This window comes from Pantoea graminicola, assembly GCF_048452665.1.
In the GTDB taxonomy this organism is placed as follows: domain Bacteria; phylum Pseudomonadota; class Gammaproteobacteria; order Enterobacterales; family Enterobacteriaceae; genus Pantoea.
The window spans coordinates 181057-193590 of record NZ_JBLWSJ010000005.1; the positions used below are offsets into that span (position 1 = coordinate 181057).

A 12534-nucleotide genomic window follows, 5' to 3' on the forward strand; every position below is an offset into this window, starting at 1 on the left:
GAGGCAGGCGGCTGCCTCTGCGGGTTTGTTGCTATTCGTTACTGAAACGGCCGACCGTGCTGGCCGCACCCAGCGCGTGACCCTTAAGCTGTGAAATCAGCTCTGTCTGAGTCAGGCCCGCTTTCAGCTGACCCACGGGCAGATCGGTGGCGATCAGCACGAAGTTATAGTGATGCAGGCCGCTGCCTGCTGGCGGGCAGGGCCCGTAGTAGTGCAGCGTGCCGGGACTGTTTTTGCCACCGGTATAGTCTCTGCCCTGCGTCAGCGCACCCTGGGCAAACGACGAGCGGCTGGCAGGAATGTTATATGCCACCATATGTGTGACTCCCAGCCCTTTCGCCCCGACCGGATCGGTCATCAGCAGCGCCAGGCTGCGGGTGCCGGACGGAACGGCAGACCAGTTAAGTTCGGGAGAGACGTTCTCACCGGTACAGGCAGGATTACTTTTATTGGCTCCGGCAAACTTCTTATCCAGTAGCGCATTGTCACTGAAGTCTTTTGACTGCAAGGTAAAGACCGACGCTGCCAGTGTGGTCACGGGCAACGCTGCCAGTATCGTCGCGCAGAGTAATTTTTTCACCAGCTACTCCTTTTCAGATTAACCCGGACAGTCACGTCCGTGCGGATTGTGTCGCAGCCTGCTTACTATAACGGCTTTCATGCCGCAGGCCCGGCGGCGCCCCTGTTTCATGAGGAGTAAACGCCAAATCTATGATCGTCGTCGCGCTCAGCCAGTCACCAGGCTGCATGAAACTGCGCCGGTCAGCGGGTCAGGGACCGGCCCGTTTCCTGCCCTGAAATGCCTGAATTTCAGAGCTGCTTCAGCGCCGCGAAGACCCGGGCAACTGCGACCGCTCCCGGATCCGGCACGCCGTTGAGGCTGGCGCTGTTGAGATAAGAGGAGCGCCCCGCGTTCGCCTTCCCCATCCCGGCGGTGGCGTCACTGCCCTGCTGTGCCGCTTCGGCCGCCGTCGCCAGCGATTTACCCGCCACCAGCGCCTCAATCGCGGGCTGCAGCGCATCGATCATCGTACGATCGCCCTGGCGTGCACCGCCATACTGCTTCATTTTTTCCAGCCCCTGCTTCAACGCCAGCGGCAGCGTATCCCCTTCGGCCAGTTGCTGAGCCGCCGCAGTGAAAAAGATCGCCATCAGCACGCCGCTGGAGCCGCCCATGACCGTCGCCAGGCGTTCACCGACAAGCGCCAGCAAATCGGGTAGGGCATTCAGGGGCAGTTGATGATCCGCACATTCGCGCTGGATCTGACGTGCACCGACCGCAAAGGTGGAGCCGGTGTCGCCATCGCCCACCTGAGCATCCAGTCTGTTCAGCTCGCTTTCGCTGGCAATCAGGGTGTCGCAGATAGCGTTAACCATCGCCGCCACCCCGGAATTATCGGAGGGTTGCGCAGGCTGTGCGCTGGCCTCACGGGTGACCACCACAGGCGCCAGCGGCGCAATCTTCACGGCGTTAACCCAGCCGGTGACCTCGACCGGCGCACAGATCGCCTCCTCCAGCTGCGGGGTCAGCGTCATACGGGTCACGGAAAAGCCTTTCATATCCAGCGCGGTCATCAGCGGGGCCGGGCCAATCAGATAGTCGCACTGCTGGCTGAGCGGCGAGGCGATCAGGTCCCGCGTCACCAGACTCATCTCCAGTGCCGACATGCCGCCAAGATTATTGAGCAGCAGCGCACATCGCTGATCGTTATCCGGCATCACCTTCTCCAGCAGATGCTGCACAATCTGCTGTGCATTCTGCGTCTGCATGACATCCACGCCCGGTTCGCCATGGATCCCCAGCCCCATTTCAACGCTGCCCTCGGGTACGCGCTGACCACTCTCTTCATCCGGCAGATGACAGCCGGAGAGCGCCACGCCCATAGTGGCAATGGCCTGGCTGGCGGCCTCGGCCGCCCCGGTGACCGCCGTGAGATCGTCACCGCGCTCTGCGACAAAACCCGCCACTTTGTGCACCAGCAATGTTCCCGCGACACCGCGCGGCTGCGGATTGTCGGGCAGCGCCACGTCATCCCCGACAATCACCATATTGACGCGGAAGCCCGCTTTGCGGGCTTTCTCGGCCGCCAGACCAAAGTTGAGCCGGTCGCCGGTATAGTTTTTTACGATCAGCAGGCATCCCGCCTCACCGGTCAGGTGAATGATGGCGTTATAAACGGCGTCAACGCTGGGCGAGGCAAACACATCGCCACAGACGGCCGCCGTCAGCATCCCCTTACCAATGAAGCCGACGTGGGCCGGTTCATGGCCGGAGCCACCCCCGGAGATCAGGGCAACCTGCTGCTTCTGCCAGTCACGCCGCATTACGATACGAATAGCGGGATCGACCTGCAGCCGGACCAGGTTTTGCCACGGGCTGGCGTAGATCATGCCATCTAACGCGCTGTCGACGAGCTCATCCTTTTTATTCATTACGAATCGGGTCATCTCTTTTTTTCCTTACAGGCATTTCGGGTAACAGATAAACCAGTGTTGCACACCTCTGGCAACAGTGAGACATCGGCGTCTGGCGATCGTCTGCTGAGCGGTCTGCCGGGCAGCGCCTGGTGTAGACAATTTTTCTCTGATCCATTGATTTTCATCAAATCTCTTTACCGGAAACTGAGAGGTTATGCGCAGAAGCTGAATGGGTAATGGCAGAGGGTAAAAATTCATTTACTGACAGAGGATGTTTTTATGACCCAACGTATGATTCTGAATGAAACGGCCTGGTTTGGTGCAGGCTCGCTGCGCCATTTACCGGAAGAGGTCAGACGTCGTGGGATGCGAAAAGCCCTGATCGTTACGGATAAAGCGCTGGCAGCCGCCGGGGTGCTGAAACGGGTAACCGACCTGCTGACCGCCCATCAGCTTGCGTGGGCGGTTTATGATGCGGTCGTGCCTAATCCGACGATCCGCACGGTACAGCAGGGTGTGGCCGCGTTCAGAGAGGCCGGAGCCGACTACCTGATCGCTGTCGGCGGCGGCTCACCCCAGGATACCAGTAAGGCGATCGGCATTATTATCACTAACCCCGAATTTGAAGATGTGCGCAGTCTGGAGGGCGTCGCCCCTACCCGCTATCCGGCCGTCCCGATTATCGCGCTCCCCACGACGGCAGGCACGGCCGCAGAGGTGACGATCAATTATGTGATTACTGACGAAGAGAATCGCCGCAAGTTCGTCTGTGTCGATCCGCACAGTATCCCAAAAGTCGCGATTATTGATGCGGAGATGATGGTGACGATGCCCGCATCGCTCAGGGCAGCCACCGGGATCGACGCTCTGACGCATGCGATTGAGGGATACCTCACACGGAACGCCTGGGCGATGACCGATATGCTGCACCTCAAAGCGATCAGGATTATCAGTCAGTCGCTGCGTGGAGCGGTAGCAGGAGAGCTGGAATCAGCCGAACAGATGGCGCTGGGACAGTATGTAGCCGGGATGGGCTTTTCCAATGTCGGCCTGGGGCTGGTGCATGGCATGGCCCACCCGCTGGGTGCCTTTTACAACGTTCCACACGGCGTGGCGAATGCCATTCTGCTGCCTCAGGTAATGGCCTGGAACGCCCCCTGCACAGGCGAAAAATATCGCCATATCGCCCACGCCATGGGCGTAAAACAGGCCGATTCGCTGCCGCTGGCGCAGGCACGGGATGCCGCTGTCGGCGCGGTACGCCAGCTCTGTCACGATGTGGGCATCCCCCGTTCGCTGCGCGATGTCGGCTTACAGGAGGCGGATATTCCTGCGCTGGCGCAGGCGGCGCTGGACGATGTCTGCACCGGCGGTAACCCACGCACGCCCGACCTGGCGGCCGTCATGGCGCTCTACCGTCAGAGCTGAACCTGCGCTGACCGACTCAGGCCCGCCCGGGCGGGCTTTCTTTACTCTTTCGAACGGGTAATTCGCCACAGGTAACCCGGCGGGGATAGCGCCAGCCGCAACGGTTTCAGAAGCATTAAGCCGGGAGTTTTCAGCCTGAAATCGCCCAGGTCAGACGCAGCGCATTCCTGCACTTCACGCCCCCCTTTCTTCCTGATTTCTTTAGATGCTAAACCTCTGTCCCCTTGATCTGGATCACAAAAATCCGCATCATGCGCAGCAAAACCTGACTGACGCTGCGGAGAGCCCGATGACACTGTACCAGGGTATGCTGATTTTTTATGCCGTTGTTGCACTGTTCGCTACGCTAATTACCTTCTTTATTGCCAAAGATAAGCTGAGCATCAAACTGCTCAGCGCCTTTTTAGTCGGTGCCACCTGGCCGATGAGCTTCCCCGTGGCGCTGATGTTTGCGCTGTTTTAATTGACATAATTCACTTTTCGACCAGACTCAGGCAGACGTCCCTGACCTGCACGCTGCGATCACCGACGCGATTCTCTTACAAAAGGGTATATAAGGAGCGGTGATGCGTATTCTCAGTGCGATGATGCTGGTTTCCCTTCTCAGTGCCTGTAGTGCGCCGTGGCACGCTGAAAAGCCGGTGCCGGCAGCCGAAACCCGGCAACAGACCTGTCAGCCAGGTTCCACGACCAGCCAGAACGACTGTGGTCACTTTCCCGAACCCGAATTCCACTAACGGTCATATTGTGACTTCTGTTGCAGGATCGATTTTGTGCTATTTCATCGCATAACAAGGCTTTACACTCCGCCAGCCGGTCAGTAAAGTAGCGCCCAGACATCAACTCTGATGCGTAAGCGTTAACGTCAACCAACGCCCCCGCAGCACTGCTGCCTGTGATGATCCCTGCCATGATGCCTGAACAGCACTCAGCCCGACCTCATGCTGCGTTTTCCAGCGCCTCTTTTTTCTTATTCGTTCTGCTTCTCACCGCGGCCAATCTGCGGGCACCGATTACCGTCACCGGACCGGTTTTGCCGGATATCCGTCAGACGTTCGGACTTAGCGCCGGGGAAGCCGGTCTGTTTAACTTTATTCCGTTAATGCTGTTCGCCCTGCTCGCGCCACCGGCCGCCTGGCTGGGCAACCGGATCGGCCTGATGCGCAGTCTGTGGGGCGCACTCAGCCTGATCACTGCCGGTTCGCTGTTGCGCTGGCTACCAGCCGAAGCGGCACTGTGGAGCGGCACGCTGCTGCTCAGCGCAGGCATCGCCGCCGCAAACGTACTGCTGCCACCGCTGATTAAACGCGACTTTACCGCGCACACCGCGCGCTACATCGGCCTGTATGCCGCCACGATGTCGATTACCGCCAGCCTGGCCTCCGGCATCGCCGTGCCGCTGAGTCAGATTTCAGCGGCGGGCTGGCGGCTCTCACTGGTGGTCTGGGCACTGCCCGGGCTGGTAGCCCTGTTCGCCTGGCTGCCGCTGTTACGTCAGCCTCAGCCTGCCTTAGCCTCTTCAGAGGCATCGATCCCACACCGTCATCCCTGGCGCTCAGCGGGCGGCTGGCATATTGCCCTGTTTATGGCGCTGCAGTCGCTGGCGTTTTATACCCTGATCGACTGGTTTACCCTGTTTGCTCAGGACAAGGGGTTCAGTCAGGCGCAGGCTGGCTGGCTGCTGTTCTGGTATCAGGCAGTCGCGATCGTCGCTAACCTGGGATGTATGGTGGCGCTGAAGCGGCTAAAAGATGCCCGGATCACCGCATTCGTCGCGTCATCAGCGATTTTTCTCGGTCTGCTGGGCTTACTGCTTCAGCCGCAGTGGGCTATCGTCTGGCTGACCCTGGCCGGGCTGGGTGCAGGCGCCTCACTGGTGCTCTGCCTCTCGCTGTTTAACCTGCGTGCAGCCAGCCATCGCCAGGCCTCGCAGCTGTCCGGCATGGCGCAGTGTGTAGGCTATGCGCTGGCGGCGCTCGGGCCACTCTTTTTTGGCGTACTGCATGAGCAGAGCGGGAGCTGGACGCTGCCCTTCGGTATGCTGACGCTGCTGAGCCTGCTACAGATGCTGCTGGCACCGCTGGCCGCGCAGTCAAAGCCGATCAGCTAAGAGCGGCCCGCTGCTCATACTTAATAAGTGGCCGTTCGCTGATGCGTGGCATCGCGGGCTGCCCGAAACCGACAGGAGAACGCTGTGTGTCTGAACTGAATAATGCTCTGCTGCAGGAGGTACTCGATCAGGTGCGTCCGCTGGTACATCAGGGGAAAGTGGCGAACTACATCCCTGCCCTGGCGGATGTAGCGGCTGACAATCTGGCCATTGCGGTCTGCCTGCGGGATGGCACGCTCTTTCAGGCGGGCGATGCTGAAACGCGCTTCTCCATTCAGTCGATCTCTAAGGCGCTGTCGCTGACGGTGGCGCTGACCCGCTATGACGACAGTGAAATCTGGCAGCGGGTTGGCAAAGAGCCGTCCGGTCAGCCCTTTAATTCGCTGGTGCAGCTGGAGCTGGAACAGGGCAAACCGCGCAATCCCTTTATCAATGCGGGTGCGCTGGTGATCTGCGATCTGCTGGAAACCCGCCTGACCGCGCCGCGCCAGCGGATGCTGGAGATCGTCAGGCAACTGAGTCAGCAGCCTGATATCCACTATGACCGCCATGTTGCCCGCTCTGAGTTCGAGCACTCTGCGCGCAATGCTGCGATCGCCTGGCTGATGAAATCCTTTGGGAATTTCGATAACGATGTCACCAGCGTGATGCAGACCTATTTCCACTACTGCTCGCTCTCGATGAACTGCGTAGAGCTGGCGCGAACCTTTATCTATCTGGCAAATCAGGGCAGAACGCTGGATGGCAGCGAGATGATCACCCCGCGTCAGGCGCGCCAGATCAACGCGCTGATGATCACCAGCGGCATGTATGATGGCGCAGGGGAGTTTGCATGGCGGGTCGGCATGCCGGCGAAGTCCGGCGTAGGCGGAGGGATAATTGCCATCATACCGGGTGAGATGAGCATTGCCGTCTGGTCGCCAGGACTCGACAGCGCAGGAAACTCCCTGGCGGGCACCGCGGCGCTGGAATTACTGACCGAAAAGCTGGGTCGTTCGATATTCTGAGGCTGGCCGGGCCTGATCCGCGCGTCACGGCGCGAAAGGGTGTCCGTCAGCGATGCGGGCTGCCGCCCGCCGCTGTAAACGCAGAGTAAGGCGGCCATAACCGCCCTGTTTCCGCGATGAGGCTTAGTGTTCGATCTGCGCTAAATCACATTCTTTAAGTCCGGTCAGCTTTCAGAACGGTAAGGCGATCCACGCCGTTCTGCAGCATGGCCTGGGCAATTCTCAGCGCGGCTCTGCGCTCGCCTATCTGCTCAAGCTGTTGTGCAATAGTCATCAGTGCATCTCCATGTTGTGGCACATGGCGTGCCAGCTCGCGAACAAAAGCTCGGGCGTCATCCGTTTCACCCGCCTGCACAATATAGTGTACCAGCGAAACTATCTGCGATGAAGAGTGGTAGCCCATCCGCAAAACGGCGATCAGCCTGTCCATCAGTTCCGCCAGATCGCGCTGGCGGATATGCTTCTGTAACAGGCTCAGCGCGGCCATCCGGCGATGTTGCATGATTTCATCGTCCGGGATGATCGTCACATCCACCAGCGGAAAACTGCGGCTGTAAAGGCTGCCTGCCAGCCGCGCATCGTCGAACTCATCCAGCCAGCGGGTGGAATAGGGATAGGGTGAGCGGCGGCCAGCGTAGCAGAGCATGGGGATCACCAGCGGCAGTCTCTTTTGCCCCCTTTCCAGATGGCGCTGCATGGCCGCAATCGCATAACGCATCAAACGAAAGGCCATGTGCCTGTCTGGCACAGACTGATGCTCAATCAGGACATGGATATAACCTTCACCCGCCGTGGTTTTCAGACTGTAGAGCACATCGCTGAAATAGTGCCGCAGATCCGTTTCGACAAATGAGCCTGACTCCAGTGTCAGTGTGCTGAGGTCACAGATTTCCCGTAACTCCGGCGGCTGATGCAGCGTCATAAAGTCGCGGGCGATTTCCGGCTGCGTCAGAAACTGCCGGAAGGTTGCATGATGCGGTGTGAGTGTTCCCTCTCTTTTTTTCATCGGCCTGAATCCCTTCTCTCTCCCGCGATAGCGTGACCGCCCCGAACAGCGCGACATCCTGATATGCCGATCCCCGATCGGTAGTAAGCCAACCCCAGGGTCGATAAACCGTCCTGACGGTGACTGTTTGCCTCAGCGGGAAACAGACAGAACCAGGCAGCGTCAACCAGATAATCAGAATCCGCGATGGCTCCCGCCTGAACAGGCTCTCTGCTTAATAGCCAGATTCACTTGCACGGTAAAAGAGTCTGACTGAATTTTTCGAGACGCGCCGGAAAATAAAAGAGAGGTGGGAGTGATCTGCCCGGCGCACGAGGCAGGAGAGGTGATGCCTGCCAGGGCGTGATCCTGCCGCCTGGCAGGCAGCGCCGGGCCGTAACTGTCATTCCACAATTTGCGCGTCTGACTCAGCTCACGAGATTCACGGGCTGGCCCTGAACAAAAGCGGCGATATTGGTCATCACGCCCGACACCAGGTTCTCCACCCCGCTGCGGCTCGCCCAGGCGATGTGTGGCGTCAGCAGCAGCGTCGGCAGGTCGGCCAGCAGCGGATTATCCGCTGCGGGTGGTTCGCTGCTCAGCACATCCAGCGCCGCGCCGCCAATTACCCCCTGCTTTAACGCCGCCGCGAGATCGTCCTCATTGATCAGCCCGCCACGCGCGGTGTTAATCAGTTGCGCGTGAGGTTTCATCTGACTCAGCACCTCCCAGTCGATCAGCTGCCGGGTCTGTTCGCTCAGCGGACAGTGCAGTGATATAATATCGCTGGTCGCCAGCATCTGTTCAAAGCTGACGTAACCCTCGCGTATCCGGTCACTGCCTTTACGCTCGGCGTACTGCACCTGCATCCCCAGCGCCTGCGCCAGCTGTCCGACCGCCTGACCGATATCGCCTTTCCCGACGATCCCCAGCGTGGCGCCCGCGATATCCTGAATCGGCTGACGATGCAGGCAGAAATGGGAAGCCTGCGGCCAGTCGGTGCGGGTGTTCAGGGTATAGGTCATCAGCTGACGGCGCAGGGCGAAAATCGCCGCAATTACGGACTCGGCGACGCTCTGCGTGGAGTAACCCGGCACGTTACTGACCAGGATACCGCGCGCGCGACAGGCATCGAGATCGATGCAGTCGTAGCCGGTAGCCGCCACGCAGATGAAACGCAGCCCGGGCAGTTGGTCCAGCATATCGGCCCGCAGCGCCACCTTATTGGTGATCGCCACCGTCGCACCGGCCAGCGCGGCGACGACATCACTGGCTGAGGTCTGCGGGCGAATTACCCAGTCGGCCTGCACCTGGCCGGTGGGCAGGGAGAGAGGCACGGTTTCACCATCCAGCATCACAATTTTCATATTTCGTCCCTTATGGATTCCGATTAAACGCAGCCAGCGCTTTCATGTTATTTGTATGTATTTACCGGGTAACAATTAAGTTAAATGATGCTGAAATTAAAGTGAATATGTTCAAAGAGTGCGAATTTTTTCGCATCCAAAGCCACTTTATTTAACGCTTTTATCCCCTTCGCGTTACACTGCCGCCCTGAATTCTGACCCTGTTACGTTCACTGAAATAATGCCGAGATCTTCACTCAGACAACGCCTGACTGCCTGTATTGCGATACTGGCCGTGCTGCTGTTGTTTGTTGCACCGATGATCTCGAAGAATCTCGCTGAGCATCACGCCATGATGGCGGACATGCCGGGTATGTCCGCCATGAGCGCAGAAATGTCAATGATGCATCATCATGGCGAGATGACATCGGCGGCCCCCGAAACCGGCGTTATGAGCTTCGCCTGCGGCTACTGCGACCTGCTGGTCCATGTGCCATTACTGCTCTGGATTTTTATCCCCTTTATCTGGTGGATGTGCCTGATCAGTCGCGCCCCGCCTGCCCCATCCCCCGCCGTGCCACGGCGGCGGCGGCAATGGCGCCTGAACAGGCCGCGTGCCCCGCCTTTTTGCGTCACACTCACCGCTGAATAGTTCGATTAAGTGACAATGTCACCTGATCGCTTTTATCTTTTGAAAAGTGTGGAATGCTATGTCCTCTTCTCAGGAAATCTCGCCTGCGCCACGCGGCACGCTGTTTAACCTGCTGCGCCGCCTGCATTTTTACATCGGCCTGTTTATTGCGCCGTTTATATTTGTCGCCGCCCTCACGGGTACGCTCTATGTCCTGACGCCCCAGCTGGAAAAGGCCATCTATCATGATGCCCTGACCGCCGAACCTCAGGGTGCGGCCCAGCCGCTGTCAGCCCAGATCGCCGCTGCCCGCGCGCGCGCCGGTGAATCCGCCCACATCTACGCCGTACGGCCTGCGCCTGGTCCGCAGGAGACAACCCGCGTGCAGTTCAGCGGGCCGGATCTGGGTCCGTCGGAGTCGCGCTCGCTGTTTATCGATCCCTACAGCCTGCAGGTGAAAGGGGATATGACGGTCTATGGCACCAGCGGCGTATTGCCGCTGCGTATGTGGCTGGACCAGCTCCATCGCGGCCTGTTGCTGGGTGATTTTGGCCGGAACTACAGCGAACTGGCGGCCTCATGGCTCTGGGTCGCCGCCCTGGGTGGCCTCGTTTTATGGGCAGGCACCCGGCCACGCAAACGCACCAAAGCCCGGCGCGGGTTTGCGGCTACCCGCCACTGGCACGTCACGCTGGGGCTGCTGCTGGCAGTGGGACTGGTGTTCTTCTCTGTCACCGGGCTGACCTGGTCACAGTGGGCGGGCAACAACATCGAAAAAATGCGCAGTGACTTCGGCTGGAAGACGCCGCAGGTCAACACCGCCCTGAACGGTGAAGCGCCCGCCGAAGCCGCCGATCCCCATGCCGACCATCGCGGCACGATGACCGGGATGAACATGTCCGATATGGCGATGCCCGCTAAAACTGCGGTGCCGGTTATGCAGAATCAGCCGGATGCCCGCTGGGATCGGGTGCTGGTCGCCGCGCGCGAGGCCGGACTGGATGCGGCAAAGCTGGAGCTGCGTCAGCCGAAAAAGCAGGATCAGGCGTGGACGGTATCTGAGATCGATCGCCGCTGGCCCAGCCAGGTCGATGCGGTGTCGATCAATCCCACCGATTTCAGCGTGGTGGATCGGGTGACGTTCGCCCATTTCCCGCTGGTGGCAAAACTGACCCGCTGGGGTGTGGATGCGCATATGGGCGTCCTGTTTGGCCTGGCGAATCAGCTGATCCTGGCATTTTTTGGCGTTGGTCTCTGTGCGATGATCGTGCTGGGCTACCGGATGTGGTGGATTCGCCGTCCGGCGGTGCCGCAGCTCAGCCCCGCGCAGACGCTGCTCGCCGCCTGGCTGGCGATGCCACGCTATGCGCAGGGCACCAGCCTGATTGTGATGCTGGCGCTGGGCTATGCGCTGCCGGTGATGGGGGTAAGCCTGCTGCTGCTGGTGTTGCTGGATATTCAACGCTGGCGCAGCGCCCAACGCGCCCGGATTGTCCGCGTGGATACGGCACCCGATAAGCAGTCTCCGCTGGCTATCGTTCAGTCACGTTTTGCCGTGAAGCGCAAGGAGATGCGTTATTTCCTGCGCAGCGTGACGGTGCTGGCGCTGATTGTCATCGCAGTGATGGCCAATGCGATGATTGGCGGCGTTATCGATCAGTATCAGATCCCCTTCAGCCACTGGTCGCTGACCATGTATATCACTCAGGCGATGATGATCCTGCTCTACTCCACGGTCTTTACCGGGCTGTTATCGATTCCGCTCTGGTATTTCTTCCTCGGAGAGAGCGACGAACAGGGTAACTAGGCCGCTCAGCGGCTTTCATTCGAAATAACTGACGAAGCCGGGCAATCATCCCGGCTTCTCATTTTCCATCCGGGGTCTATGATCGATTGAACTCCTGTTAATAAAGAGCAAATCATGAACATTGTGCGTGCAAACCCTGAACAGCTGTTTGAGTACGGCCCTTTTACTGTCCGTCGTCAGCGTCCCGGCGAGGCCTTAAGTCCCCTGCTCAGCGTTGACCTGATGTCACTGAAACTGGACGCCCGGATGCCGATGCAGCAGCATCAGGATGAAGAGGTGTTCACTTACCTGTGGCGCGGTTCGATGCAGCATCAGGACAGCAACGGCGAGCGGACGCAGCTCTCGGCTAAACGGGTCATGGTCGTCAATGCTGGCGATGGCGTGCAGTATGAAGAGTCGGTGCCGTTAATCGAGGCGGAGCTGCTGCAGGCGGTTATCCGGCCATCAGAGCCTGGCGGCGAGGCGATGACCCAGGTGCTGGAGCGCGACCAGGGGATAATGACCAATGGCTGGACCGAACTGGCCGGGCCGGAAACGTCCGACGCACCGCTGGAAATTCGCCAGGAGGTCTACATTTATGACACGCTGCTGCAGCGCAACCAGTCGCTGGATGTCCCCTCAATGCCGGGCTTTGTCGCTTATCTTACGGTGCTGGAAGGCATCATCCGCGTCGGTAATCAGCGACTGGGCCGCGGCGATGCGCTAACCGGTTCCGGAAACGGTGTGGAAATTGCGGGCGAACGTGATGCTAATCTGGTCTGTTTCCTGGTGAAACCCGACAATCCGGCTTGAGCCGCCGCGA

Annotated in this window: 11 protein-coding genes and 1 pseudogene; 8 read left to right on the forward strand and 4 right to left on the reverse strand. The window is 59.4% G+C overall.

Annotated elements, in window-relative coordinates; genetic code table 11:
* Positions 1 to 31: 31 nt before the first annotated feature.
* Complete coding sequence (locus tag ACNY69_RS13695) at positions 32 to 580, reverse strand: YbhB/YbcL family Raf kinase inhibitor-like protein (protein WP_111139633.1); 549 nt, start codon at positions 578 to 580, stop codon at positions 32 to 34.
* A 230-nt stretch (positions 581 to 810) separates the two neighbouring features.
* A complete protein-coding gene (locus tag ACNY69_RS13700; RefSeq protein ID WP_293772456.1) occupies positions 811 to 2448 on the reverse strand; it encodes a dihydroxyacetone kinase subunit DhaK in 1638 nt (545 codons plus the stop codon).
* Between the two features lie 249 nt (positions 2449 to 2697).
* Here ACNY69_RS13700 and fucO point away from each other — a divergent pair, with 249 nt between their 5' ends.
* The 5 genes from fucO to glsB all read left to right on the forward strand — a co-directional run bounded on the left by fucO (position 2698) and on the right by glsB (position 6963).
* Positions 2698 to 3846 (forward strand): lactaldehyde reductase, encoded by a 1149-nt coding sequence (gene fucO, locus ACNY69_RS13705; protein WP_418798770.1) that lies wholly within the window; start codon positions 2698 to 2700, stop codon positions 3844 to 3846.
* 289 nt (positions 3847 to 4135) lie between these two features.
* Complete coding sequence (locus ACNY69_RS13710) at positions 4136 to 4309, forward strand: GhoT/OrtT family toxin (RefSeq protein ID WP_009093071.1); 174 nt, start codon at positions 4136 to 4138, stop codon at positions 4307 to 4309.
* A 103-nt stretch (positions 4310 to 4412) separates the two neighbouring features.
* Complete coding sequence (locus ACNY69_RS13715; RefSeq protein ID WP_199560000.1) at positions 4413 to 4583, forward strand: hypothetical protein; 171 nt, start codon at positions 4413 to 4415, stop codon at positions 4581 to 4583.
* Between the two features lie 173 nt (positions 4584 to 4756).
* Positions 4757 to 5956, forward strand: a complete 1200-nt coding sequence (locus tag ACNY69_RS13720) for a CynX/NimT family MFS transporter (protein ID WP_111139630.1) — start codon at positions 4757 to 4759, stop codon at positions 5954 to 5956.
* A gap of 41 nt (positions 5957 to 5997) precedes the next feature.
* A complete protein-coding gene (glsB, locus tag ACNY69_RS13725; protein WP_418798774.1) occupies positions 5998 to 6963 on the forward strand; it encodes a glutaminase B in 966 nt (321 codons plus the stop codon).
* Between the two features lie 123 nt (positions 6964 to 7086).
* Here the strand turns inward: glsB and ACNY69_RS13730 are convergent.
* Together ACNY69_RS13730 and ACNY69_RS13735 are read right to left on the reverse strand one after the other, a co-directional pair.
* Positions 7087 to 7969 (reverse strand): annotated as a pseudogene (locus ACNY69_RS13730) (Rpn family recombination-promoting nuclease/putative transposase).
* A gap of 407 nt (positions 7970 to 8376) precedes the next feature.
* Positions 8377 to 9315 carry a D-2-hydroxyacid dehydrogenase gene (locus tag ACNY69_RS13735; RefSeq protein WP_418798778.1) on the reverse strand — a complete coding sequence of 313 codons (939 nt, stop codon included), beginning with the start codon at positions 9313 to 9315 and terminating at the stop codon, positions 8377 to 8379.
* Between the two features lie 220 nt (positions 9316 to 9535).
* Between ACNY69_RS13735 and ACNY69_RS13740 the strand changes: the two genes are divergently transcribed.
* The 3 genes from ACNY69_RS13740 (at position 9536) to ACNY69_RS13750 (ending at position 12524) form a co-directional block, all read left to right on the forward strand.
* Entirely contained in the window at positions 9536 to 9946 is a 411-nt protein-coding gene (locus tag ACNY69_RS13740; protein ID WP_418798781.1) for a DUF2946 domain-containing protein, read from the forward strand.
* A gap of 58 nt (positions 9947 to 10004) precedes the next feature.
* The gene (locus ACNY69_RS13745; RefSeq protein WP_418798784.1) at positions 10005 to 11732 is read left to right on the forward strand and encodes a DUF2534 family protein; all 1728 of its coding nucleotides are present in this window, start codon (positions 10005 to 10007) and stop codon (positions 11730 to 11732) included.
* A 114-nt stretch (positions 11733 to 11846) separates the two neighbouring features.
* Positions 11847 to 12524: a pirin family protein gene (locus ACNY69_RS13750; protein WP_418798786.1), complete on the forward strand. Its 678-nt coding sequence runs from the start codon at positions 11847 to 11849 to the stop codon at positions 12522 to 12524.
* Positions 12525 to 12534: the final 10 nt, after the last annotated feature.

Bases quoted from the DNA above. Each gene is read 5' to 3' on its own strand.
- ACNY69_RS13735 (WP_418798778.1), bottom strand. From the start codon at position 9,315: ATGAAAATTGTGATGCTGGATGGTGAAACCGTGCCTCTCTCCCTGCCC.
- glsB (WP_418798774.1), top strand. From the start codon at position 5,998: ATGCGTGGCATCGCGGGCTGCCCGAAACCGACAGGAGAACGCTGTGTG.
- ACNY69_RS13700 (WP_293772456.1), bottom strand. From the start codon at position 2,448: ATGACCCGATTCGTAATGAATAAAAAGGATGAGCTCGTCGACAGCGCG.
- fucO (WP_418798770.1), top strand. From the start codon at position 2,698: ATGACCCAACGTATGATTCTGAATGAAACGGCCTGGTTTGGTGCAGGC.
- ACNY69_RS13740 (WP_418798781.1), top strand. From the start codon at position 9,536: ATGCCGAGATCTTCACTCAGACAACGCCTGACTGCCTGTATTGCGATA.
- ACNY69_RS13720 (WP_111139630.1), top strand. From the start codon at position 4,757: ATGATGCCTGAACAGCACTCAGCCCGACCTCATGCTGCGTTTTCCAGC.
- ACNY69_RS13750 (WP_418798786.1), top strand. From the start codon at position 11,847: ATGAACATTGTGCGTGCAAACCCTGAACAGCTGTTTGAGTACGGCCCT.
- ACNY69_RS13745 (WP_418798784.1), top strand. From the start codon at position 10,005: ATGTCCTCTTCTCAGGAAATCTCGCCTGCGCCACGCGGCACGCTGTTT.
- ACNY69_RS13710 (WP_009093071.1), top strand. From the start codon at position 4,136: ATGACACTGTACCAGGGTATGCTGATTTTTTATGCCGTTGTTGCACTG.
- ACNY69_RS13715 (WP_199560000.1), top strand. From the start codon at position 4,413: ATGCGTATTCTCAGTGCGATGATGCTGGTTTCCCTTCTCAGTGCCTGT.